Source organism: Rhodococcus opacus, from assembly GCF_012396235.1.
Lineage (GTDB): Bacteria > Actinomycetota > Actinomycetes > Mycobacteriales > Mycobacteriaceae > Rhodococcus_F > Rhodococcus_F opacus.
On sequence record NZ_JAAXPA010000026.1, the window covers coordinates 66,223 to 89,956 of the forward strand.

18 protein-coding genes and 1 pseudogene are annotated in these 23,734 nt (G+C 64.5%); 15 read left to right on the plus strand and 4 right to left on the minus strand.

Going from position 1 to position 23,734, the window contains the following annotated elements:
• The first annotated feature begins 13 nt into the window (after nt 1-13).
• The 8 genes from HGB39_RS28225 to HGB39_RS28265 all read left to right on the plus strand — a co-directional run bounded on the left by HGB39_RS28225 (nt 14) and on the right by HGB39_RS28265 (nt 10,243).
• On the plus strand, nt 14-703 hold the full coding sequence (locus tag HGB39_RS28225) for a hypothetical protein (protein ID WP_248949843.1): 690 nt from the start codon (nt 14-16) through the stop codon (nt 701-703).
• Nucleotides 704-1,204: 501 nt separating this feature from the next.
• Entirely contained in the window at nt 1,205-1,462 is a 258-nt protein-coding gene (locus HGB39_RS28235; RefSeq protein ID WP_043827435.1) for a hypothetical protein, read from the plus strand.
• Nucleotides 1,463-3,508: 2,046 nt separating this feature from the next.
• A complete protein-coding gene (locus HGB39_RS28240) occupies nt 3,509-4,096 on the plus strand; it encodes a hypothetical protein (RefSeq protein WP_064080540.1) in 588 nt (195 codons plus the stop codon).
• A gap of 339 nt (nt 4,097-4,435) precedes the next feature.
• The gene (locus HGB39_RS28245) at nt 4,436-5,671 is read left to right on the plus strand and encodes a hypothetical protein (RefSeq protein ID WP_064080539.1); all 1,236 of its coding nucleotides are present in this window, start codon (nt 4,436-4,438) and stop codon (nt 5,669-5,671) included.
• A 1,290-nt stretch (nt 5,672-6,961) separates the two neighbouring features.
• Nucleotides 6,962-7,744: a ParA family protein gene (locus HGB39_RS28250; protein ID WP_011600537.1), complete on the plus strand. Its 783-nt coding sequence runs from the start codon at nt 6,962-6,964 to the stop codon at nt 7,742-7,744.
• On the plus strand, nt 7,741-8,112 hold the full coding sequence (locus HGB39_RS28255; RefSeq protein ID WP_064080538.1) for a hypothetical protein: 372 nt from the start codon (nt 7,741-7,743) through the stop codon (nt 8,110-8,112). Before HGB39_RS28250 ends, HGB39_RS28255 begins: the two co-directional genes overlap by 4 nt.
• A 156-nt stretch (nt 8,113-8,268) precedes the next feature.
• On the plus strand, nt 8,269-9,561 hold the full coding sequence (locus HGB39_RS28260) for a DUF2637 domain-containing protein (RefSeq protein ID WP_064080537.1): 1,293 nt from the start codon (nt 8,269-8,271) through the stop codon (nt 9,559-9,561).
• Nucleotides 9,562-9,934: 373 nt separating this feature from the next.
• Nucleotides 9,935-10,243 (plus strand): hypothetical protein, encoded by a 309-nt coding sequence (locus tag HGB39_RS28265; protein ID WP_005574595.1) that lies wholly within the window; start codon nt 9,935-9,937, stop codon nt 10,241-10,243.
• 772 nt (nt 10,244-11,015) lie between these two features.
• Here the strand turns inward: HGB39_RS28265 and HGB39_RS28270 are convergent.
• Complete coding sequence (locus HGB39_RS28270) at nt 11,016-11,960, minus strand: phospholipase D family protein (protein ID WP_064080536.1); 945 nt, start codon at nt 11,958-11,960, stop codon at nt 11,016-11,018.
• Between the two features lie 267 nt (nt 11,961-12,227).
• Here HGB39_RS28270 and HGB39_RS28275 point away from each other — a divergent pair, with 267 nt between their 5' ends.
• The 7 genes from HGB39_RS28275 (at nt 12,228) to HGB39_RS28305 (ending at nt 19,279) form a co-directional block, all read left to right on the plus strand.
• Nucleotides 12,228-12,455, plus strand: coding sequence for a hypothetical protein (locus HGB39_RS28275; protein ID WP_064080535.1), 228 nt, complete (start codon nt 12,228-12,230; stop codon nt 12,453-12,455).
• Nucleotides 12,456-12,567: 112 nt separating this feature from the next.
• The gene (locus HGB39_RS28280; protein ID WP_155756050.1) at nt 12,568-12,753 is read left to right on the plus strand and encodes a hypothetical protein; all 186 of its coding nucleotides are present in this window, start codon (nt 12,568-12,570) and stop codon (nt 12,751-12,753) included.
• Between the two features lie 238 nt (nt 12,754-12,991).
• Complete coding sequence (locus tag HGB39_RS28285; protein ID WP_064080534.1) at nt 12,992-13,336, plus strand: hypothetical protein; 345 nt, start codon at nt 12,992-12,994, stop codon at nt 13,334-13,336.
• A complete protein-coding gene (locus tag HGB39_RS28290) occupies nt 13,333-15,420 on the plus strand; it encodes a hypothetical protein (RefSeq protein WP_081276565.1) in 2,088 nt (695 codons plus the stop codon). The genes HGB39_RS28285 and HGB39_RS28290 overlap by 4 nt, the downstream gene beginning before the upstream one ends.
• Nucleotides 15,420-16,217: a hypothetical protein gene (locus tag HGB39_RS28295; RefSeq protein ID WP_064080533.1), complete on the plus strand. Its 798-nt coding sequence runs from the start codon at nt 15,420-15,422 to the stop codon at nt 16,215-16,217. The genes HGB39_RS28290 and HGB39_RS28295 overlap by 1 nt, the downstream gene beginning before the upstream one ends.
• 208 nt (nt 16,218-16,425) lie before the next feature.
• Nucleotides 16,426-18,420 (plus strand): cutinase family protein, encoded by a 1,995-nt coding sequence (locus HGB39_RS28300; RefSeq protein WP_064080532.1) that lies wholly within the window; start codon nt 16,426-16,428, stop codon nt 18,418-18,420.
• A 523-nt stretch (nt 18,421-18,943) separates the two neighbouring features.
• On the plus strand, nt 18,944-19,279 hold the full coding sequence (locus tag HGB39_RS28305; protein WP_210753029.1) for a hypothetical protein: 336 nt from the start codon (nt 18,944-18,946) through the stop codon (nt 19,277-19,279).
• Nucleotides 19,280-20,088: 809 nt separating this feature from the next.
• Here the strand turns inward: HGB39_RS28305 and HGB39_RS28310 are convergent.
• From HGB39_RS28310 to HGB39_RS28320, 3 genes and pseudogenes are all read right to left on the minus strand, one after another.
• Nucleotides 20,089-20,580 (minus strand): helicase associated domain-containing protein, encoded by a 492-nt coding sequence (locus HGB39_RS28310; RefSeq protein ID WP_064080550.1) that lies wholly within the window; start codon nt 20,578-20,580, stop codon nt 20,089-20,091.
• A 296-nt stretch (nt 20,581-20,876) separates the two neighbouring features.
• A pseudogene (locus HGB39_RS28315) lies at nt 20,877-21,152 on the minus strand (TetR family transcriptional regulator); the annotation flags it as partial.
• A 1,831-nt stretch (nt 21,153-22,983) separates the two neighbouring features.
• On the minus strand, nt 22,984-23,157 hold the full coding sequence (locus tag HGB39_RS28320; RefSeq protein ID WP_155756049.1) for a hypothetical protein: 174 nt from the start codon (nt 23,155-23,157) through the stop codon (nt 22,984-22,986).
• Nucleotides 23,158-23,734 lie beyond the last annotated feature (577 nt).

Genomic DNA, 23,734 nt, shown 5'->3' on the forward strand with positions numbered 1-23,734 from the left:
CGGGCACGACCGCGTGACCAACGGCCCTCTCCGCGAGATCCTGGCCAAGCATCGTCCTAACCATGACCACACGTCCTGCACGGCCTGCGGGTTCGTCTACACCCCGGCCCGCCCACTGTGCCCGCCCGTCGCTGGCGCTCTGCGCGAGCTGTCCACGGGCGCCCTCCGGTCCCAGGACCGGTCTCTGGGCCACTACACGACCGGTCGACTCCGCGCGATAGCGCGCGAACACACCGGCGAGGGCCGGTGCCGGCGGTGCGGGTTCGTCTACGCCAGTCAGGTGCGTCTATGCCCGACGTCGCGGCGGATCGCCGCCGAACTCGAGACCCGCGGCAAGGCGCCCGTGACCCAGCCCCACATAGGTCAGGGGCTGTGCGCGGGTAAGGGTTCCGGTTGGACCGTCACCGGAACAACAGCCGCGGCGTGGAAGCGTGCGATGGCGGCCTGCTCGGTGTGCCCGCTGCTCGCGCAGTGCGAGACGCAACTGGAGGACAGGCTCGCTACTGGTGTGAAAGTTCGCGAGCAGATCATGGCCGGACGGCTGTTCACCGTCACCGGCCGCGAGATCGAAGCCGCTGGGGTCGATGCGTTCGCAGTTGCCCGAGGGAGGACGAAGAAGAAGCAGAAGCCCCCTGCCTCACTCCCGGCCCCCACTCCGGCTCCGGCGCGGCAGCCCGCGCACTTCGGGAACGGGGCGGCATGAGAGCCCGCACGGGTTTCCGCCTGTTGGACGCGCCCGCACAGAATGCCCTCGAACGACCGGCCAGCGGCAACTCAATCCGGAGATCCGAGCAACTTCTCGCCGAATGTCCTCTGGTGATCTCGGCTGAGGCGCCGACTCTGAGTGTGGGCGCCCGAGAGAAGCTCACCGATGTCATCGACTTGGTCGTGACGAACCCTGAAACGGCTTCCGTTGAGCAGATCCGTGAGGTCGCTTCGCTCGCCTGTCTACTTCTCCGCCGATATCCCGCGTAGCAGTACAGATTCAGCGCGCTTCAGAGCAGGGTAGATCGTCCCGATCACCCAATCTTGTCGCCCTCATTGGAAGCGGGGTCGCTGAAACCTGCGACCAAGTCCGTTCAGTCCTGATACGCCGAATCGTTCACGAAAGGCAGTCCCCTTCGATGTCCACTTCAGTCACATGCGACACACCGAAGAGCGCCGGTTACCCGTATCGGTTACAGGTTCGATCTAGGGTTTCCTCATGGCACAGCACAACAAGGGGCCCCGCGGTCAGATCGCTACTCGCGCACCCCTCAGACACCACAAGGTTTACGAGAGTCGGGCAGCCGAACTCGGCATCCCTGCTGGCGACTACTCCGTGCTTATCCTCGCCATCACGCATGGGCTCGACATCCCGGATTACATCAGCGAGAAACTTCGACCGGAACAGCTCCGGCTACTCGAAGTCGAGGCATCAGGGTCGTTGCACCAGATCGAGCAGTTGGCGATGGGCGCATGAACGACACCTAGACAGCGAACAACCCCCAGGGCTTGGCGGCATCGGGGGTTGTCCGGTTATGAAATTTCGGGACCTTGCCAGCTCCCTGACCACCACTACCTCGGAAGGAAGAGGCGGTGCTTACTCGATGATAACGCATGGCCGCAAGTCTGGCCTGCCTGCGAACTTCCACTCCGTAACGTGTCTGTCTCAACGAGACCACATGCCGGCTACGGCGCTCCCTCACGCGCCAGAACACTGCGACGGCGCTGCCCCTGTGTTGGCTTTCCAGGGCGCCCATTACGCGACGGAATCTGCGGGTTCTGAGCTGCGACTTCCGGTGCCGCCTATGCGCGCATCGGCCCTTCTGACCGAGGAGGGCGGTGGGCCTGGCGAATAGCGCATTGGAACTAACTCGATAGCTAATTCAAAAGCAGCGGTACAAGCCAAAGGGACCCCCGGCGGGGGTGGGTTTATCCAATGAATCCCGATGGGAGGACTGGCAGGTCCTCCCCGTCTAGGGCGATCGTCTGGCAGGACGGTCATTCCCTGAGGTGAGTAGAAGAAGTTAGCAGCCTCTTCGACTCGGTACTGCATTCCCCGAAGGGACTACCTGTGCTAGGTACGTCTGAGGATAACCCATGTCTTGACGCGATTTCCACGGTGCAACATTCCGATCGCGGCGTGTCGTGGGATAAATCACACAACTCACCGGTTCCACAAACCGCTACGCAACCAGCTACGCAACCACTTCAGACCCCCTGGATTGACGAGCTGCGACGACTCAATACGGATACCGATCAGCGCGGAAATTCCTGGACGCTGCCCGTCAATCCCGGCCAAGAAGCACGCATCCCGATCTGGACAAGCCGCGACGGATGGATGCGACAGGTCCGGTACGCAGTCACCAAGACCGCCGCCGGCCGCGCCGCAGCCGCCCGACACAGGATCGGCGTCGAAAGTATGGTCGCCATCGCTGGCGCGCACGCGTCGTCAGCCGACTCGAAAACTGGGCGCCGTGTTACTGCGACAGTCCAGAACCTCGCGGCCCGCGCCGGTGTGTCTGAATCGGTGGTCAAACGAGGTCGCCGTGTGCTGAAAGCACTACACCTCGGCTTCGAGCTGGTGCGGGGCCGCACCCTGACTGCGCGTGAATTCCAAGCCGCAGAAGTCCACCACGGTGGGCGTCAGCACCGCGCTGCCAGCGTGTGGGCTCTATCCTCCCCACCTGACCTCGTCGCGGCCACTCCCGCTCCCCCAAAGCCGAAGAAGCGCGGCAGCTCCCAGGGCAGGACACACCGCGCGGCGAAGCTGGTTCGCCACACCACTACGCCGGGTTCGAATGACAATCCCCAAGCCCCCGACCGTGACCCCCTATCTTTGAGTGGTTTTTCCCCGAAGGGGATCTCTTGTAGAGAAGTAATCACCAAACGCGCGTGCGCGCGCGAGAATCAACCCTCATCCCCGAATCAGACGAACCCACGCGCAATAAATCTCCAACGAGCCGCCTCGACGCTGGTCGCCGCAGCTCCAGTTATCGCACCCAGCGGCCACATCGGAGCCGTGTGCGACGTCATCGATCGTTCAGGAATCGACACCACCCGCTGGACAGGGCGGGATATCGCCCAAGCTTTGACAGCTGACACCGTCTCGCGAGGTGAGCTCTGGCCGAACACGGTTCGCTCGCCGATCGGATATCTGAACTGGCGTTTGTCCAGAATCGACTGGTCGGGCCCCTCCCCGAGCGAGCGACGCGCCGCCGAGGCCGCGCACAGCGCACAGCGCCGCGCTGAGCGTGACGCCGAACGCGAACGGGCCCGTCGCGCAGCGGCCTCCCCTGAGCACCGAAAAGCTTTCATGGAACAGATCCGCGCTAGCTTGGCACCCCAGAGGCAGGCGGCCTAATAATGCCCATCGATCCTTGGCGCACCCTGCACATAGGGCAACGCTGGTCGGACTGGCCGCGGACGATCACCACCGCGCCGACCGAGGTACCACTCATCGCCAAGTCTCGGCCTTATACTGCGAGAATCATCGTGGCCGACTCGCACAGAACGGAGTGCGCTCGTGGGTAAGAAGAACACCGCGTCCCGATCGACCCACCGCCACCCACGGGTCTATGTCAGCCGGGTCCAGGCGCCTCCCCACATCAGCCGCAACGCAGACTCGATCCGCGAACGCCTCCGCAACGGCGCCAAAACGGTCGTAGTTGACACTGCAGGTCAGCTAATCGAACTCGACGACAAAACATTCGCATCGGCCGGCGATGAGTGGACCCTACGATTTACCGCTGGATCGCAAGCACGGATTCATCTCGACTCACCACTACCCGCCACCGCGCACATCGTCGCCACCGACGCAACGACCGTGGAAGTCACAGGGCAAGTTCATGTCTGGGCCTACACCCACGCGACAGTAACTGCCTTCGACCGGTGCAGGGTCGTAGCTCACAATCACGCATTCATCAGAGCATGTGACCACTCCACTGTGTGGGCCGACGACAATGTCGTTGTTCACGCCTACGACGAGGCCACCGTCCAGGCTAGAGATCACACGATTCTCGCCCTGTCCGACGAGGCACGCGCAGTCGTGGACACCGCAGTTGAGGTTCGCGGTCCGGCCCGCAAGAACATCACCATCTGGGGCACAACATGATTCCCGATCATCGGCAGACTCGGCTCCCTTGACGCACCACCTGTCCAACAGCAGTTCCAAGAGGGCCTTCGTATACCTGGCTGTCGAAGTCGGCCCTCTCAAGAGCGGTGTGCTCTATCCCTCTTGGCTGCCTGGAAGCTACGCAACCCAACCTGACGTTGCTAGCAATGCGAGCTAGCGTCGCTAGACGACTCTAGCGGCCCTGAATAGTTAGGCGAGCGCCGATGTCCCGGCTATCTACGGTTTCTGTCACGTGACGGCAGATACGGACGGCACCGGATCTCACCGGACGGCGCGTCGTGATGGCGCCGTAGTCGGTGTCTGTGGTGGACTGCGGTTATGCCCAAGAGCCGTGGCCGCCGCAAGGGCGGCAAAAGCCGACCCGTTCGCCGTGCTCCCAGGCAAGTTCACCCCGCCGATCTTCTGCTGCGCGACGCTCGGCAACTCCTCGAAATCGACGATGTGCTCACTGCCGAGACCTGGGCCAGCGGCTGGCTCGGCGAGGCGTGGTCGACGGCGGCAGTGACCGAACGCGAGCCCGAGCATCAACTGTGTATGCAGGTCACCGGCCGAGCATGCTCCACACCGTCTCCGCACGCGCTGGCCGCGGTCGACGCGCTTGCGCGGGTCGCACCTGCGGCCGACATCTCCATGCTGACTGAAACCCTCGGCATCTTGGCTGAAACTCAACCACCGCCGGCCTGGCACACTGTCGCGGCGTGGACTCCGACCGCGGCGTGGCGGGCGGTCGACGTGTACGACAGCGAACGAGTCCTGTTCATTGACTTCGACGGACCCCACCCACACACATTGATGGCACATATCTACCAGGTCGGCGGCCTGATGATCGACAAGCTCGCTCTCCTGAATCCCGGCGCAGCCACCACGTGGGACCAGCTGCGTGAGCCCGACGAGGCACCGATGCCGCTCCAGTCGGTCCCGGTCGCCGAGGTGCTCGCCGATCTCGCACACGCGTTGCGCACCACCGACATGACCTGGCCCCGCACCGCCGACGAGGACTTTTGCGATCACCGGGCGCTCGCATGGTCCCGCTGCCGGGACTACCTGCCAGAATGGCCCGAACACACCGGACTCCCCGAGCAAAGGCGCCGCCAACTGGTCGAGGACTTCCTCACCGACATCGGAAGCGACGACGAGGTGAGCCGTTCGCTGGCCGAGCTGTTCCTGGACTACGGCGACGGCTACATCGGCGCCGGACCGCTGTGCTGGAGCCCGGGCGAGGTAATGCTGCTGCTTACAGATTGGCTTCCCCGCAAAGCAGTCCTCGACGCCGACCAACGCAACGCACTGCCCTTCGTGTTGCGCCGATGGCTAACCTTCGCGTTGACCCAACGGGGGGTCGACCGCCAGTGGATCAGTCTCGTCGTTGATGCTGTCGACACCTTCACACCTGAGTTCCAGGACGCGTTCGACGATGAAACTGCCTGGGGCCCCGGCAAACAGGTGGCCGCAGCGCTTTCCGAGAGAGGCATCGACCTAACCGACCGCCACGCCGTCGACGACGCCATTCGGCAACTCAACGCCGAACAACTCGCCCACCGATTACTGCCCTGAACCGTCAGCTGTGAGCACACCCGATTCACACGTCGTGCCGATTCCTTCTGAACCTGGGAATGCTTCCTGCGACGCGCTGCCCAGCGAATGTGCGCTCGTTGGGAAAGCTACGTAACCCCACAGTGCGATGCTAGTCAGGCCATCTATCGGTGCTAGAGACACTAGATAGCAAAGTAACGCTATTCGAGCTAGCTAAATTAGCGATGCGAGCGTTGATTGCTCGCCCGACTAAGGCTACTAGGAGCTACGCAGTAGCTAGCGGTGAAGCGACCTTTGCACTAAGGACGCTGGCGAAGATAGCAGTTCTCGCGCATAGAGATAGGGACGCTAGCCTAGCTAGCGGGGCGCGGCTAGCCCGAAAATCGTGCTGGGTTGATCGGGGGCCAGATCCGCTCGGGGAGCCTGTCGAGCTGAGAAGACTCAAAGCCGGCCGGCTCCGTTTCAATGGGTTCCGCCGCACCCAGGCAGACGCGATCTGGTCGAGGGAAGCGTTTCGCGTGACGGTGCCTCGTGCATAGTTGTCGTGGCGACCCACTGACCTGCTGAAATATCAACGCTAGCTCCTATAGCATTGACGGGATCTGCTTGGTAGCAAGGGAAGCGCAACTATCCAGGCTACCCGGGCTATCGGCTCTAGCCTTCATGTCGCGGATAGTTCTGCTAATGAGACGATCACGGCTACTCGTTCTAGCGCAGCAAGTCTCGCAATCGTGGCTATCAGAGAGATGCCAGCAACGATATCTACGCGAGCTAGACCCCGTATAAGCGCTACAGTAGCGCCGCATTCTATAGACGCTCGCACCTCTAGGCTGACTTGCCTTTCTAGCAATACCAGCCTTACAAGGCTGGCTACGCAGTCTAGGAGTCCTAGGATTGCTTGCAGAGTTATGAGTGCGAACAAAACTACGAGGGCGATGCTTGCTAGAGAAGTTCAACTATCGATCGTTGCGGTCATAGCTATAAGAGCAGACGTATCTAACCGCGCTATGAAGACTAGTGCAGTAACTGTTGCGAGCAAAGCGTTTACAGACAACTTAGATATGGCCGCAACCATAGAAACCATAGCTATGCCTGCCTCCACAGCGTCGATCGCTACGACAGCCAAACTAGAGACGCTAGCTGCGTTATTCGCGCTAGCTCACCTAGCAAAGAACGCTAGCGTTGCTCGGCGTGTCGAGCTAGTTCAGCAGCCAAGCCTGGCTATGCTCCCTACGCGAGCGTGCGGAGTTGCACTAACGCTCATCGCGCGCATCTGGAAGTCTCCTGGCCTCGACGGAACGGAACCAAGTCATGACACGCAAATGCGCGATCTGCAATCAGAAAGGGGGAGTGGGCAAGACCGCCACGACCCTCGGTCTCGCGAGCGCAATAAGCAACGCCGGCGGACACGTCCTCATTGTCGACGTCGACCCCCAGGGCAACGCCACCAACGGCGTAGGCGTCACCATCACCGACGAGATGCTGACAACCTACGACCTGATGAGCCGAACCGAGTCGGGCACGGCGATCGACGCCGTCATTGCCACCCCATGGGACGGCGTCGATCTGATCCCAGCCGACCAGACGCTCGCGAACATCGAGTCGGATGGCGCCAACGACCTCATCTTCCGCCTCGACATCGCCTTCGAGGGCCTCGACCTCTCCGCCTATGACGCAGTCCTCTTCGACTGCCCACCGTCGCTCGGCAAACTCCTCTTTGCTGTTTTCTGTGCAGTGGACGGGGTCATTGCAGTGACCGAGCCCACCATCGACAGCGTTCAAGGCGTCACCAAGCTCTTCGAAACCGTCGAGAACGTCCAGCGACGCCCCAACCCGAACCTGGCTATCGACAAGATCGTCCTCAGCCGACAGCGGGGGACAGGCGAGCACCGATTCCGGGAGAGCGAACTGCGCGAGGTCTACGGCGATCTCGTCGCGCGCACCACCATCCCGGAATACGCAACGCGGCAGGACGCACACAGCGCGCGCACTCCGATCCACAAGTTCACGGGCGGAAAATCGCTGTCATTGCAGCTCGCCTACACCGACCTTCTCAACGAACTACCCATCAAGACCGCAGGAGCGACCGTATGAGCGTCCAACGTGAACCCGCTATCCGCAGGCCGGCGCACCCTGCCGCAGATCTTCCTGAGCGCCCCCGGGTCGTCAAAGACCCCACCAGGTCCGCCGTCGACGAGCAGCCGACGCAACTTCCGACCGAATCGACCATCAGACCTGTCGCCGACGTGCCGGTCACGCCGGTCTTGTCTCCTGCACCCGAGGCGGCATCGCCTGTCGAGAAGCTCAGCGAACAACACAACGTACGGTTGCGGCCCTCGACTAAGGCGCGCCTGACGCGCGGTGTGGACAAGTTGCGCTACGAGACCGGGGACCGGAGCATCACCATTTCATCGGTCACCGACGCCGCGCTCATCGAGTACCTGACCAAGAACGGCTGCTAGCACCAATAGCGACACTAGCTATCGGTGCTAGGTGAGCGCTCGTGGTTCGAGGTACGCCCACCGAAACACACAGGCCGCACCAACACAAGGAGGCCCCCGCCGATTGGACCGGCGGGGGCCTCGTGGACCGGGACCCCGTGGAAGGACACCCCGATCATGAACGACCTTAGTATCCGAGCAGCACGAATCCAGCTCCGCGCCCTCATTGCCGCCCTAATCGTTGCGATCGCCATTGCGGTCGGCATCACCACCGGAGCGTTCGTCCTCTCGTTCGCCGTGCAACGCGACCTCGCATTGCAGGCCGGAATCCCGCACTACCTCACCTGGATCTTCCCCGCCATTGTCGACGGCGCAATCCTCGGCGCAACGATCGCCATCGTTGCGCTAAGCAAAATCAACGGCAGCGCAACGGGGAAGCATTTCTTCCTCTGGCTCGCAGTGGTCGTCGTCTTCATCAGCGTCTTCGGCAACGCCTACCACGCCTACCGCGCCGGGGAAGCCGCCGCACGGAGTGCTGCAGCTGGCATCGACCTGGGATACACCCCACTGACTCCAACCGGCGCATCGCTCATTGCAGTCATCCCGCCACTCTTGGTCTTAGCTTTCACCCACGGCGTCGGAATCCTCATCAAAGCCATCGGCACCGCCCACACCGAGTACACCGCGGTCGTCCGAGACACTCGTGACCGCGAACATCGGAACGGCGAGGACAACGCGGCCCACTACCCGACGGTGGTGGCTGAGTCGATGCCGGCATCCGAACTGAACATTGGCCATATTGCGGACATCACTACTCCGCGCATTGCGCAGGACCCCGATGTTGCGCAGGACCCCGACGTTGCGGCGCGCATTGCTCAGGACCCTGACGTTGCGGCGCGCATTGCTCAGACCGTTGCGCAGTTCGCCGACGGTGCCACGGAAGACGACTCCTCGGCAGTCGACGACAGCAGTGAGGCCGCCGTGACCGGACCTGAGAGTTCCACGCGCGTTGCGGATGCCGCGCAACCAACCGCAACGAACCCAGATGACCTCACCGATGTTGCGACCCTCACCGAGGAGCACGTTGCGCGCAGTGCACTGGACGGACGCAATGCCGATGCACTGAAGGTCGGCAATGCGCTCGAGGACTCGCAGGAGCCATTCGTGTTGCCGGACGAGGCCCAGACTATCGAGAACCTCCTCGACTTCATCGAAACGTGCGCCGACTTCGAGCCTGTAGTGAAGGAGACGGCCCGACTGCGGATCATCGAACAGCACAGCTACGCGGAGATCGCGACACTCACGCGGGCTAAGGCCGCAAGCACCGCAATGCGCCGGTTCGACAAGGTTGCGCAACGCGCGGTCGACGCCGGGTTCCGGACGCCCCCGTTGCCGGAACTCGAGGAGATTGCGGACGGACGCAATGCGGCAACGCTCGATCCGCAGTACACATTGGTCGGGACACCCTGATCACACGCCCCGGCAAGGCGGCGACCGCCAGTCCCTGCTCTCCGCGGCTCGACTGGGGAGACGACCGACCAACAGAACGAAGCACACCCCACACCCAGGGAATCCCGAACCGCCGCAACACCCAGCGCCTCTGACCGCAACACGGCCCGACGTTGCAGACCAACCAGATGGAGTTGCAACGCAACGCCGACAGTGCGAATTGGCAACGCAATGTTCGATTCGGATGCAACGGACAACCGGACGTGTGGGCCGCTAAGCGGACGCAACAACGTCGGCGATCATTTGCGCATTGCAGGTGGGCGAGCGCCGCGTTGCAAGTTGGACGCTGGTGATTTACACAGTTCACCTAAGAAGAGTGGATGAGGGAGCGGTTGTGGAATGGTTCGTATCGTTTTGGGATCTGGAGACTCAGCGGACATCGGTGCGCGCGGGGGAAGCGTCCAATCGCGTTGACGCCATGACTCAGGTCATCGCCACTGGGCGCGAGCTGGCGCGCCGCGACGACGGGTCGGTGGTCAATAAGACTGCCCACATCCGTATCGGAACAGAGCTGGCGGTGGTGGCCGGGTTCGACAATCCACACCTCAGCGACGAAAACCTGCGCTGCCGTATCGAGGCCGCCATCACCGCGAAGCAACAACACGCCCGCACGATGCAGCAACGTATATCCGTCGAGTTGTAGTTGCGGTCTCCTCGGGGGTACCTGGTGACGCTGACATCCGCCGCAGGCACACCCATCCAGCCACTCGATCTCGAAGTGGGCGAGTAGATCCGGTTCCACATCGCCCCTCGGGCCAATGTTGTTTCGGACGTCAGCGCCGTCGGCGCGGCACATTAAGGTCACGAGCTGGTTGAGCCCGGTCTCGGCAAATGCCTTCGCGGCCGCTTGAGTCGTTCGACGGTGCCGCGGGGTGTCAGTGCGCGGTCCGACGCTTTGGATGGGTGGGTATCGATCAGTTGCGGAACGGTTGGCGAACCCATCTCACGCGGCGCTGGTGGCAGGGGAGAGCGGACAGAATTTCATCACTGTGACGTAAATGCCCGGGCCTGGACGGTTGTCTATTTTCTTCACCGGCGGCCGGATGGCTGCCGCGGAAATGGCAACGTCACGAATTGTGCTCCGGAACGCGCCGCGACCGTGACCGCAAGGCGGAGATAGCTAACTCCGCTACGCTAGCTAGCATTGCGATTGTAGGTTACGTATTGCGCAACGGAACGCACCCGTCGTGTTTACAGACCGTCCCTCGATTGTTGGCTCACCGGGCCGACCTCGAACAACGGGTCGACGAGATGTGGAAGGTAGTACTACCCAGGCTGATGCTGGCAGCACCGCATCAGCACCGTTCGAGCGGCGCGCAGCAGTGTCGCGGTATCTAGTGTCGTCTAGTGTTTCAACAGTCGGGCTCGTCGGTTCTGCGGCGCTCACTCTCACACTGACACAGGCTCGCTGACGATCAGAGGTCCCACAACCCCAGCAACGCGGACCTAAGGCCAGGGGAGCGGACGAAGTGGTCAGTCCGCAGCCGTGACCCGGGATGCCCGAGCTCGGTCAGCGCCTTCTCAGCATCGGAGAGGCGGAGTGGAGACAGGCCGGTGCGCAGGCGCAGGAAGTACAGAACTGCTCCACCGGACCGCGGGAGCTTCATGGGGTCGGACACCACGACCGCCGGCGCGTAAATCCACTCGTCATCGGCCGAGACGAAGACGATCACGTCGCCCCGCTTCACCCCGCTGGGCCTGTCGAGACGAAGCGATTCGAGCTGGTACTTCGCCGCCGGGCCGCCGCGGCTGTGATGGCGGCCCCGCAGTTCGTCGAGGACCTGTTGTTCGGTGCGGGTGGGTTCGTAGTCGACGGCGTGTTTGACGAACATCCGAGTCACCGGCGTCGGCAGGAAATCTGTCTCGATGCGAACCCTGCCGGTGACCCCGGGCAGTGGGACCGCGCGGCCGATCTCCCACTCCAGGATCGCGTCGTCGAGGAACACCTGATCGACCTCGGTGATCTCGTCGAGGCCGTCGATGAACTTACGGACACCGGCGATGATCTCAGGGTCGTCGGTGATGACCACAGCGTCGTCGGCGAGGGTGGAGTTTTCCGACGCGTTCGCCGACCCGATCACCGCCCGGGTGTTGGTGACGATCACCTTGGCATGCAGGGTCGGCGAGGACAGCACCCGCACCCCCCTGTTCAGGTAGTACGCGAGGGCGGCGGGGGAGGTGGCGTGCGCACGGATAGCGGCCTTGGAGGCGTTGACGACCAGGACGTCCCCGGCGCGCAGCGGGAGCAGGTCGGGTGCGTCCTGTCCGAGGTAGCCGATCGCGGCGTACCGGGCGCCGCGGGTGCGGATGGCGCGGGTGATGTGTGGCCACGGACTCGGTCCGTGGAAGGTGGTCCCCATACCGACAGACGGTAACCGGCCAGGCCTTGTGCCGGGTGGCGGTCCCTGGCAACGCTAAAAGAAGCTAAAGGGGTCACCGCCGGTCGAGTGCTCCTGGCGAGGTCGACGGTGGCGCGTGGGCGGGTTGACCGCAGTCGCCGGGGGGTGCAGCGATCCGGTCGAATCTCGGTTGCGGACAACGTGTCGGCGTCGGCGGCGGCCACGACCGGCGGCCCGGCGCTCTTACGCTGGTGAGCACCACGAGACGAGACCGGCGGGAGAAGGATCATGAGTTACGAAGCGATCTACGACGGGGTCCGTTATCCGCTCGCTGATGCGGCCGCCGCCCACAGTCTCGAGGACGACATCCGGGGCCTCTTCGCAGACAACGGCAACGGCGGATTCGTCGGCTTCGTCAGCCAGAACTCGACGGTTCGCCTGCTGATCACGCCGGCGACTCCGATCGCGATTCGGGGCAGCGACGAGCCGAACCCGACCGTCGTCCACCGCTGGTAACCCCACCCGCAGCAGCTACCTCCATCGGGTCGCGACGGTGTGTCCGCCCTCGTGGAGGAGTCGGTGTCCGCGAGACTTTCGGCAACGATCCACCGCCGAGCAGAAGGAGGGTATGTGCCCAGCCTCATCTTTGGGCGGCGTCACCTACGGCATCAGCCAGACCAGGTTCGAGGCCACCCGCGAGCTGCTCGCACGGTTCGCCGAGGGAAACACCCTGGGAGTGGCGATGTCGCTCCATGACGGCGCCCGGCACCACCTGTTCATCACCCCCGGGGTGCCGATCACGCTGGTGGAATGACGACTCCGCAGTTGTCGAGTCGTGACGGTTTCCTGCGCTGACGTGCCCGGGCCGTGTCTCCGGCGAGGTCGCCACCAGCGGCGTCAACCCCTCGGCGGGTAACACCCCACCCCGTCACAGTCTGGGCGCAACTCTGCACGCAAACATGCCAGCGAAAATACCGGTAAGAAGGCGCGTAGTGGGTAGGGTGAGGTCCGCGCACGTACACGGGCGGCACACCGAACACGAGTGGGTGGGGATGGCGAAGACAGGAAATTCCGAAGGCGGCGCCCGCCGCCGCCCGACCGGGGCCGGACGAGGCGCCACGGGCTCGGGGAAGCGCGCGTCCGGTGCGGGAGAGTTCGGTGGTGCGAGAACGCCGAGTCCGGAATTGACGGCGAAGCTGGAACCACGGAAGGGCCCGACGAAGGTTCCGCTCAATACCCGGGTCCTGGCCTCGACGGAGGCCCGGTTGAACTGGCTGGTGAACGATCGCCAATCCACGGTGACCAACGTCGTGGACGTGGCCCTGCAGGAGTTCTTCGACCGCTGCAGCGTCCCGCCGGCAGATCATGACGGCCAGATCACCGAGCAGGAGTCATGAGCAGTCCGTGGGAACAGATACCCCTGTTCGCACTGCCCGAGACAACCCTGACGACATCTCCCTCCTCCACCGATGATGTTCTCCCTGACGATGACGTTCTTCCCGACGACGACTTTTTTCCCGACGACGACTTTTTTCCCGACGACGACTTTCTTCCCGACGACGACGCTGTCGCCGTCGATGCTGATGTCTTCGTCGAAGCCGATCATGCGGATTCTGAGCCGGCCGCTGCCGCCCACCCTGCATCGCCCGAGCGGTCGGATGTCGCCGAAGCCGCCGACCCCGCCGAAGCCCCGTCCCCGCCGACACCCGAGACGGACAGCGAAGAAGTGGACAACGCTGCGGTCGACGGCGACGAAGTGCACGACGACGCGGCTGAAAGCGACACGGCTGGAAACGACACGGCTGACAACGAAGAGGCTGGCAGCGAAGAGGCTGGCAACGACGCGGCCGATAAGCCGGTGTGGGAGACGCTGCCCGCCGGAGAAGACGCCGATGGCCATGCGTTGATCGTGACCGCCGACGGAACCTACACACCCTCCGGGCGGGAGTTGACCGGTCCCGTCGACTCGGTCGAGAAGCTGGACAAACTGATCCGCTGGGCCTCGCTGACCCCGTTGGGCGCCCCCGCGCAGATCTGGATCGTCGGACAGGGCGCGTGCGAGCTGCTCGGGTGGATTATTGATCCGGGCAGCGAAGACGACGTCGACGACATGGAGGCCCTCCGCAACCGCGCCGCCCAGGAACTGACCGCCGTCCTCCACGCCACCCTCACCCCACTGCTGAATGCGGGCTGGGAGTTGCGCGGCGACCCCGGGCACGTGGTGCACCTGTCCCGCTCGATCGGGAACTTCACCTCGATGGTCGATGTGGTGATCGAACCATACGTGTGGACCTACTGGAACAAGGACTTCGGTTGGCACAACCGGGTCGGTGACATGGGGATCCTCGGCTCACCGACGGCCGGAACGTATCTCCCGGACGACGACCTCCCGGCGGCACGGGAACTCGGTCGCCGACTGGCCTGGTGCGCCAAGCACCTCGGGGTGCTCCCGGGACCAACGCCCGCGCGGACCGGCGCCGCCCTCGTCGACAAGATCAAGCGTGAACGCACCCGCAGCGGCAAAGGCATCGTGGTCACCACACCCGGGTTGGTCCCACCGCTGGACGGCCCGCCGCGGGGAGATCTCGAACCCGCTGTCGGCTGGACCCGCGTCCCCGACGCGCAGGATGTGGACGGGGCGAGCCGGTTGGTGTCGATCGACCAACGCGCCGCCTACCTCGCCTCCGCGGGCATGCTCGAGTTCGGCTACGGGCAGCCCAAACACCTGACTGGTGACACTGCTGCGGCTGCGGCGGTGGGGGAGAAGGGTGCCCCGTTCGGGCTGTGGCGGATCACCCTGCCGCCCGGGCAAACTTTGTCGCTTCCCGCGAAACTCCCGTTGCCGCATCCGCACATGCTCGCGGACCAGCCGGTGCAGACCTGGGTGACGACGGTCAGCCTCGACGGGCTGTGCTCCCCGGTGGCAGACGGAGGAATCGGCGCGGACCTCGACGACCTCGACATCGCCGAGGCGTGGGTCTACCCACAGCAGGGCCGGACGCTGGACAAGTGGGCGAAGATCCTGCGCGAGGCCCGCAAGGCCGCGGTGGACACCGAAGACGAAGCGACGAAGCGGTTCCTCGGCACCTGCTACAAGGGCTACATCGGGCGAATGGTCAACCCGGACATGTGGACTGCGAAGCAGATGCAACATCACCACCAACCGCTCTGGCGTGCGGCGATCATCGCGCACTGCCGGTGGCGCGGCCGCCGCGTCGCGATGCGGATTGCCCGCGAACACAATCGTTGGCCGGTCCGCACCGTCACCGACTCCTGGGTGTACCTCCTCGCGGATGGTGAGGACATCGCCGATCCGAGTGAGGCGCTGGGGAAGATGTCGGTCGAGAAGGACGTGGTCCTCACCGACACACTCCTGTCCGCCTTCACTTCGGCCCAGGACGTGCACGAGGTGAACCTCGCGATCAAGGCGGCGTTCGCCGACAACGAGGACGCCGACGACGAAGGGGAGGGGGTGCTCTGATGGCCCTGCATCTTCCGAAGCCGCGCACCAAGAAACCCGCGCAGGAGGCGGTCGGCCTCGACGGCCTCAAGGTCTCCGTCGCCAACGCCGCGACCAGCGGCGTCGAAAAATCGAAGCAAGTCAAAAGTGGGGGACTGGCCGGACTGACCAGCAAGGTCTCCGTCAAGCAGCTGCGCAAGGAACTCGGCAACGAGGGCCTGCGTCAGGCCGCGATCGATGCCGGCCGCACACCCCCGTCGGCTCGCACGTTGCGCCGGTGGGCGCAGCAAGGCCGCATCCCACACGCCGACGTCCTCGAGCGAGCCCAACGCCGTGCCGCGATCGAACGCCTCGGCGGCGTCGACGCCGTGGCCGCGAAGATCGGCCGGTCCCGCTCCGCCGTCTCCCGATATCGCTCCGGGGAAACGAACGAGCTGCGCGCCGACGCCAGCAAGAAACTCCGCAACGTCAAAGCCGAGGACATCATGAAACGCGCCGGAGTGTTGCGGCCGGACGGAACCCCCAAAAAAGCGGTCATCCGCGTCAAAGGTGGCGTCATGGTCCGCAACGGCGCCGACGAGGGCTACGACTACCGGGTCCGGACCCTGGATTTCGCGAACTCGGACACACCGTTCACCAGTGAGGAGTCCCGCGAGCTGGCCGCCGCACTGGCCAATGACGATCACGCCCGCGTGGTCGCACTGCTCGAGCGGCACGCCACCCTCGACTACCCCGAGAACAAGGGTTTCGACAAGTACAGCGACCAGTTCGGATTCCACTTCGACCACATCGACTCCGTCCACATCGACTGGATCTAAAACGCTGGGAACCATCCCCCCACCAGCCCGCCGCGGCACGGGTCGGGTGGCCCTTGTCGCATCGCACGTGAAAACACCCGACTCCGGCCCATTCTCGCCGGTCAGCGCCCTAAAAAGGAGCGCCGGGCACCCCGACACCCCGTTGAGGGGAAACGCCGACATGGGTGAAGGTAGGCATCAGTGTCCCTTCCGGCAATTCGAGGTGCCAATGCCCGCCAGACGTTCGCGAACCCGTCGCACGGTCGCACTGATCGCCACTGCGACCGTCGTCGTCGGCGTCGCTCTGACCGCACCCGCGATCGCCAACGCCGCCCCGGTGGGCTGTGCGGCGACGTTCAATTTGTTTATCCCCGGCACGTGGGAGACCAACGAGAACGCCGACCCGACCCGGCCGGTAGGCATGCTCGCCCCGGTCGCAGAGGCGATTAAGGCACAGAACGGTGCCCGCGCGCAGATATACTCGCTGCCGTATATGGCGTCCGCGTTCGACAATGGCCACACCTACGCCGACAGCAAGACCGACGCGGTCAGCAAGGCCACCGCCGTGCTGCGCAACTACCTCGACGAGTGTCGGGGCGCGAAGATCACGATCACCGGATACTCCCAGGGTGCGGACGCTGCAGGCGATCTCGCGTCGGCGATCGGAAACGATCAAGGTCCGGTCGATGCGGACCGGGTCCTCGGTGTGGCGCTGATCGCCGACCCGGGTGCCGGCACGAAGGGCGCCGCACCGGTGGGGCCGACGACGTCGGGGGAGGGGATCGCCGGTCCCCGGTCGCAGGGCATGGGCACGCTGTCGGGGCGGGTCGCCTCGATCTGCGATCCGAACGACCTGTACTGCTCGATCCGCAAGGGCGCGAACCCGTTCCTCGGGTCCCTCGGGTCGATCCTGTCGAAGACCCCCGGCAACACCGGTGCCGGTACCGGCGGAGGTAATGCGGCGGTCGCCCACGTGCTGACCTCGGATTTCAGTGGCGCCGACCTGCCCGGTCTCGGATCGAATGTCGACGCGCTCGGAAAGCAACTGTCCGGCACCGACACCGGCGGGACGGTGGATGTGCATGAGGTCGCCGACACCGCGACCTCACTGTCGAAGACGCTCAGCCCACTGGTCGACTTGCTGCAGTCCGGGGCCGCGAATACCGCCGCCACCGCGAGCCTGGCCGCAGCCCCAGCCGGTACGCCCGAGAACGCGGCCGCACAGGTCCTCACCACAGCCAGCCGAGCGAACCTGACCGGTGCCCTCGACTCGGCGGCCACGATCGCGAACACCGCAGCCAAACTCGCCAATAGTGGCACCACCACCCTGCCCGCCACCGCACCCGAAATCTCTCAACTCGCGGGCACCGCCGCATCACTCGGTACCCAGATCGCACCCGTCGCCGCCACCCCGGCAGATGCCCTCTCCTCCGCGTCGAGCGTGCTGTCGGTCCTCAAACCGAAAGTCGTCGTCGACCAGGCACTCAATGTCGTCACCGGCGTCACTGCCCTCGATATTCCGAAGATCCTGCACAACCTGATCGTGCTCCCGCAAAGAATTGCCGCCGGAGATGTCCGCGCCGCCCGGGACGCCGCCCGAGAGCTGAACGTGCAGTTCGAGCCGGTGGTGAAGATGGTCGCCGGTGTCGACTTGAAGTGGGTCTCCCAGATCCTCGCGATCATCCCGGACCCGTCCGGTTACACCCAGATCGCGGCGCTGGTCACCAGCATTCTCGGCAACGTCGATGTGATCAAGCTGGCCAACATCGCCGGTCAAGCCCAGGAAATTGCGTGGGCCGCCGCGGACAAGCTTTTTCCTCCGCCCGGGGTGTTGCCCGACCCGGTCGGTGCTGCGGCGCAGACCACGGCGTTGATCCCTCTTGGCCTCGAACTCGCCTCGGTGGCCGCGAACATGCTCACCGGCACAGCCGGCAAGACCGACCCCGCGCTGCTCGGCAAGCAGACCAATCCCGTCGGGAACGCGATCACCGCGCAGGCGCAGACGCTCGACCTCGCAGGACTCGCCGGGGCGGTGTCGACGATGGCGCAGTCGCAGGGGGCGGAGGATCTCGCCCACGTTGTCGGCGAGGGCCTGAACGCGGCCAGCTTCTTCGCCTCCGGGGCACACCAGAGCTACCAGAACCTGGTCGTCGACAACGCCGGCCGCAACGCCATCCAGTGGGTCTCGGATTGGCTGAACCTGCAGATCACCCGCGCCGCCTGACGATCCGACATCGTCCCGGTAGGACCACCACTGCGTGCTTCATCTCGCGGCCGACTTCATTTGAACTTCACCTCGACCACGGAACCGAGAACCTCGCAGATAGAGCGGTTGCTGTGTCGAAATCCGACCTGGCCCGGACGAAGAAACGCCGCAGTTCAGGTCACCGCCCCGGCGTTGACGTTCGGTCCGAGAACCTATATCTCCCAGTCGAATAGGAGCACCGGAAAGTGGCCCGTCGAACACACCGCCCGACATCGTGCTGGGTGAGTTGCCCGCACTGTGGCGGCAAACGCACCTACTTCACCCGCAGGGCCGCGCGTGCGGCCCGCACCCACCACGAAAAATGCCAGGGCCTGGCGATCTACCCCTGCCCCCACCTACACCAGGACGGCGAGGTCGGTTTCCACCTCGGGCACCGGCCGGAGGGGTTGGGCCGCGGCCACATCGACCGGGACACGCGCGCCGATAATCAGCGGGCAGCGCTCCAAGGCAGGTCTGCGGGCGGGGGTGCGCGGTGACACTGATGAACGCCAAGGGATCACCCACACCTCCGATCCCACTCGATGTTGGTGGGCGAATCCGCTTCGGTCTCGAACCCCGCCGCCCCTACACCGTCCGCGCACTCTCGGAGCACTTCGTCGTGTGCACCCGCCCACGCGACTTCGCCACCACAGGTGACTTCGTCTACACGGTCATCGACTGGCGGAACGGAATCCGCGGCCCGATCAACGGGCAAGTCGCGGACGTGAGCACCGATGAGCGGTGCCGCGACCTCCTTCACGACCTCGAAGCCGGCCGGTGGGAAATCAGCCACCACAACCGCGTCCAACTCGACATTCTCGACAGGGGCCAATCATGAGAGCACACACCCGAAAGGACCTATTGCGCTGCGCTATCGCTGCTCTGAAGCGCAGGTGCAGTGGTGGGTCCAAACACCGTGAGGGGTACTTCGGAAGCGACCTGCACACCGAGGTGACGCTCGGCGGCGCTAGCCTGGTCTCTTCGACCGTCCATCCCCGGCGACGAATAGCGTTCTACTCCGGCACCTGGCTGAGGGCGTCGTCCAGGCAGTCAAGGACGGTGTCGCCCGGGGCAGCCGGGGCGACACCGCCGTCTACGACATCTGTCGTTCTCGGCGGGTGCGGCTGTTCACCGGAGGAGATCTCGTGAACGACCCCTGAAGCACTGCAACACATGTGGGTTCCTCGCGGACCTCGACCTCGACCTCGGTCTTGATCTCGGTCTCGACGTCGATCTCGGTCCCAGAAGCGGATGGTGCCTGTCTGCGTGTTCACCGGGATGAGTCGGCGGCTCCACTTTGCGAGATTGTGTGGGTCGAGGGTCGGTCGCGCACCCGGTCGGTCGCTCGACCGGGTGCCGCAGTGGGGACCCCCAATGCTCGAGCGTTCGTCACAGTGACGTAAGCGACGCGCCAGTCGGCCTGGAGAGCTTGGGCGGCCGGGCGGGAGCCCTCGACGACGCCGACCACCGGTGTCCCCTACGGGGGCAACTGACGCACAGTGATCAGTGCCGTCACGGCGGCTCCTCGGCGAGTGTGCTGGGTGCTTCGCGGTAGCCGACCGCACGTTAGCTCGCTTTGCGCGCATAGCTAGCGTAGCTAGCAAGCCTGTGGCTGGGTGGCGCAACTGCCCGTACTGTTGCCTGGGTCTATCCGACGGATTGTGCCGATGTTCGTGGGCCCCGTGGGCGTGGGCCGGGGGAGACCCCGAGGGCAGCGAGTGGCCGCCGCTCGTCGTCGGGCAGGGCGTTGGCTCGCCACTTCTTGACCGCCCGGTAGAGCCACTGGCCTACCTGTTCACCGTCGGCGGTGACATAGTTCGCGGGAACGAGTGCGTTGCCGTGCTCTTCGCGGTAGGCGGCGATTTCGGTCAGCATCCGTCGCCGCTTGCCGTCGGCCGGTGACACGGCGGGAAGGGGAAGATCGTCATCGCTCCACACGAACCCGATCGCATCGAGTTGTGCAATGCGTTGGGGCGGAAGGGTGCCGAGCATGCGGGCCACCCGCTGGCGGTCCTGCCAAAGTCCCAATCGGAAACCGCATTCGGTGACGTAGTCGACGGGCATCACGATTGTGGGGTGATGGCGGCGAAACGCGGCGTAGAGCTGCAGAGGTGAGGCCGAGGACCGGGTTTCTCGCATCGAGATCGCATCCTTGTGAAAGCCGTCGAGCGTTATCCGGATAGTCATTAACTCGAGTATGTCGATCAGTTTGACGATCTGTCACGGAAGTCGACACGTGTTGGGTGGCAACTTGTGCGCAGGTAGTGGGAGCTGGTGGAAATCACAAGCTGATCACCAGCGCGAAGGACCTTTCAGCGCCCGCGCACCCGCACGTCGACGTCCTCAGGGTGCTCACCCGCTCCATGGAAATGCGTTCCGCGTCCGAACGTTGGCGTGACCACTCCGGTCGCCCCGCGGCGATGTCGATACCCCTTCTCGTGGCAGAGCATCACGATCTGCTCGAGCGCCGATGCCTCCTGCGCCGCGATGGCCTCGACCGCGGCGATGGAGATCCGGTGTTGCTCGGCGATGATGTGCCGGGCCAACTCCTCCTGGGAATGGAAATGGAAGTACAAGGCGCCCTTCGTCATTCCGGCGGCTTCGGTGGTCTCGATGAGGCTGGCTCCCTCGAACCCGGACTTGTCGAACATCTCCGCTGCCCCGCGGACGATCTGCGCTCGGGTCGCCGCCGCGCGTTGCGGTTGAACCATTCGCCGCACCTTCCGTGCCACCTCGGGTGAGGCCCGGTTGATCGGGTCGCGCCCCTACAGCCTGCGCGAACGCTACCGGCGGTACGTGTTCGCACGCCTTCCTACGAGGTGCCCGTGTCCACTATGCGCCCACCGCTGTCAAAAAAGACCATCCTCCCTGTTTTCTGGTAGGGTTCGGTTGGTCATGGCGGGTCCCATGACGACATGAGTCGCTGGGGCGATTCGCGCGAGGGGTGGCGTGCAGGTGCCGCTCGGTATTCGGGCGGAGTGGCACCTGCACCCGTATCCACCTGCCGCTGGAACACTGATAGAGATGTCACGCCGATCTCACCTTCCCGCAACAGGTGTGATGCGCCGGACTCGTACGCTTGGTGCCTATTCACCACACCAATCCGATGGGTCACCGCTCATGGACAACAAGACATCCCGGACCCCACCGTCTCCGCGCCCGCCTTCGGCCGGTCAACTCTCTCCCCAGGATCTTGCCGGTGTCGTCGAAGCACTCACCGGTCAACGTGTCCTCCCGCGCCAGGGTGTGGGTGAGTCCCGCGACAAGTAGCCCCAAGAAGCACCGCTTGGGTGGCCGTGGTGACTGGGCTGCCAGAGCGCTCTGGTGATCTGCTGGAGTATTGGGTTTTCCCCTAGAGAGTGGGGCCAGAGGCGGCCAGGCGGGTCAGAGCTCGTGGGTGCGGAGAGGGCCACGGTCAGGATCCGGAGCCGGCCGCGCTCGCGATGAGCGCGAAGCGATGCCGGTGCTTCGGGACGGCCCATCCCGGAGCGGGTCCAGGCCTGGGTCGAGCTGGCCTACCTCGTCGTCGTCGACGATTTCCGCGCAGTGTCCGCCGAATGCCCCACCGCCTAGCGGTCGAGCGCGCCGACGATAACCAGCCGGGCTACATGATGACCTCGCCGAATGTCTCCGGGACACAGTCACTCGGGCAATTGGGGACGGCATCAGGTCCCAGTAGCTCGAAGGACGGGCCGGTCGTGGACGATTTCGTCGCGCGGTATGCGCCGACCTCCGACGCCACGGAGAGCACTCACCACCGAAAGTCCCTGGCGCTTCGCCTCGAGGTGGCCAATGACCCTCGGGCCGAATGGTATTGGCAGCTGCTGAGCACCATCAACGGGTGGACCCATCCCGCCTCGCTCGCGCCAGTCCTTGTTTGGTTTACTCAGGCGCTTCGAGCGCACTCCCGGTGCTGGCGGGGTTCGCCCATCCGACGTTCACCGCGCGACCCGGACCAACTCCGTCCAGGCCGACTCGCCTCGGTTTCTGGCCACCGGTCCCGCTGTGACACATGCCATCGCAGTAGCGGATTCCGTACTGGGCAATCGTTCAGTTACAGTCTGTGCGTGAGGCGTTATCGCTGGCTGTGGAAGTCGTGTGCTGTCGCGAGCGCCGTGGCGTTCCCGATGGGCACTTTGGTCGCAGTCGCGTACGACAGCAGTGTTCTCGGCGCGATCGCCGCTGTCCTGCTTGGTGATGCGGTGATACTCGGAATCATCGCAATACGCGGCGGCGTGCAACCGACCCTCGACGAGGCCTCCCGTCAACCGTGTTCGTGCGGTCCCAGATCGTGAAGACAATTCCAGGTGGTCGTGCGCAGTAGATGGTCGAGGTTCGCTCGTAATCGGCAGTGGCGTCGGTTCGCCGCAGATAGGCTGCCCGCGCACCGATTCCGAACTTCGCCGTTTTTGGTCGGTGTAGAGACTCCGTCCTACGTCTGCCGACCTCGGCGGGTTTTCGCCTGCTGCGGCCTTGAGCGACTGGCGGCAGTGAGAACCCACCGCAGCGCGTCACGGCTCAGCCGGTGGGGTTTCTTTGCGATCAGCCGTCGATCGGTTCGCAGATCGCGACAGGCCCGGGGCAACCCGGGGTGGCGCACTCGTACAGGTCAGTCTCGATCAGCACGCCGCCGAGGCTGGCATAAATATGGTGCCGGAACGCGGCCTCGCCGCACGTCACACAGTCCTGATCGATTTGAATCCACTCGCCTCCCATGGCCGGATCCTAGACGGAGACGACGCGGAGTCGCCGGTGAGGTCGAATCGCGTGGGCGACGACCTCATAGGTGCGCGCGGCAGGTTTCGAATGAGCCGCCCCGCGTGGTGCCGCAAAATTGTGTGTCTGGTTGGGGGCGGCCACCAGGACGTGGGCGTCGAGCCGCGCACGCCGTCGAGCAGCGAACCGACTATGCGGTGCAGGTGCCGTAGCTCGCAGCGCCCGGCCGTGCTCAACCGGGTCGCCGGCGTCCAGCCCGCGCTTGCGTGCCGAGGCCGATGGTGCACTTTGCTTCTATGCACAGGTTGCTCGCTTCCGACATTGTCCGAATTGAGCACGCCCCGACTACAGACCGCACTCGTGGCCCTCCTGGGACTGCACGACGATCTGGTCGTGATTGGGCAAGCGTCAAGTGGCGGCGAAGCGGGCGGGCAGGCGTATCGGCACCGTCCCGACGTCGCTGTCTTGGACTGCAGATGCCGTCGGCCGATGGCATCGCCGCAGCCCAGCAGATCCACATCGGGTGCCCGGAGTGCCGTCTTGTGATCGTCACTGGTCACGGTAGGCCCGGCCGCGT

Excerpts from the sequence above, each read along its gene's own strand:
- HGB39_RS28235 (WP_043827435.1), top strand. The coding sequence starts at position 1,205 with ATGGCACAGCACAACAAGGGGCCCCGCGGTCAGATCGCTACTCGCGCA.
- HGB39_RS28245 (WP_064080539.1), top strand. The coding sequence starts at position 4,436 with ATGCCCAAGAGCCGTGGCCGCCGCAAGGGCGGCAAAAGCCGACCCGTT.
- HGB39_RS28250 (WP_011600537.1), top strand. The coding sequence starts at position 6,962 with ATGACACGCAAATGCGCGATCTGCAATCAGAAAGGGGGAGTGGGCAAG.
- HGB39_RS28255 (WP_064080538.1), top strand. The coding sequence starts at position 7,741 with ATGAGCGTCCAACGTGAACCCGCTATCCGCAGGCCGGCGCACCCTGCC.
- HGB39_RS28260 (WP_064080537.1), top strand. The coding sequence starts at position 8,269 with ATGAACGACCTTAGTATCCGAGCAGCACGAATCCAGCTCCGCGCCCTC.
- HGB39_RS28270 (WP_064080536.1), bottom strand. The coding sequence starts at position 11,960 with ATGGGGACCACCTTCCACGGACCGAGTCCGTGGCCACACATCACCCGC.
- HGB39_RS28275 (WP_064080535.1), top strand. The coding sequence starts at position 12,228 with ATGAGTTACGAAGCGATCTACGACGGGGTCCGTTATCCGCTCGCTGAT.
- HGB39_RS28280 (WP_155756050.1), top strand. The coding sequence starts at position 12,568 with ATGTGCCCAGCCTCATCTTTGGGCGGCGTCACCTACGGCATCAGCCAG.
- HGB39_RS28285 (WP_064080534.1), top strand. The coding sequence starts at position 12,992 with ATGGCGAAGACAGGAAATTCCGAAGGCGGCGCCCGCCGCCGCCCGACC.
- HGB39_RS28290 (WP_081276565.1), top strand. The coding sequence starts at position 13,333 with ATGAGCAGTCCGTGGGAACAGATACCCCTGTTCGCACTGCCCGAGACA.
- HGB39_RS28295 (WP_064080533.1), top strand. The coding sequence starts at position 15,420 with ATGGCCCTGCATCTTCCGAAGCCGCGCACCAAGAAACCCGCGCAGGAG.
- HGB39_RS28300 (WP_064080532.1), top strand. The coding sequence starts at position 16,426 with ATGCCCGCCAGACGTTCGCGAACCCGTCGCACGGTCGCACTGATCGCC.
- HGB39_RS28305 (WP_210753029.1), top strand. The coding sequence starts at position 18,944 with ATGAACGCCAAGGGATCACCCACACCTCCGATCCCACTCGATGTTGGT.
- HGB39_RS28310 (WP_064080550.1), bottom strand. The coding sequence starts at position 20,580 with ATGCGAGAAACCCGGTCCTCGGCCTCACCTCTGCAGCTCTACGCCGCG.
- HGB39_RS28320 (WP_155756049.1), bottom strand. The coding sequence starts at position 23,157 with ATGGGAGGCGAGTGGATTCAAATCGATCAGGACTGTGTGACGTGCGGC.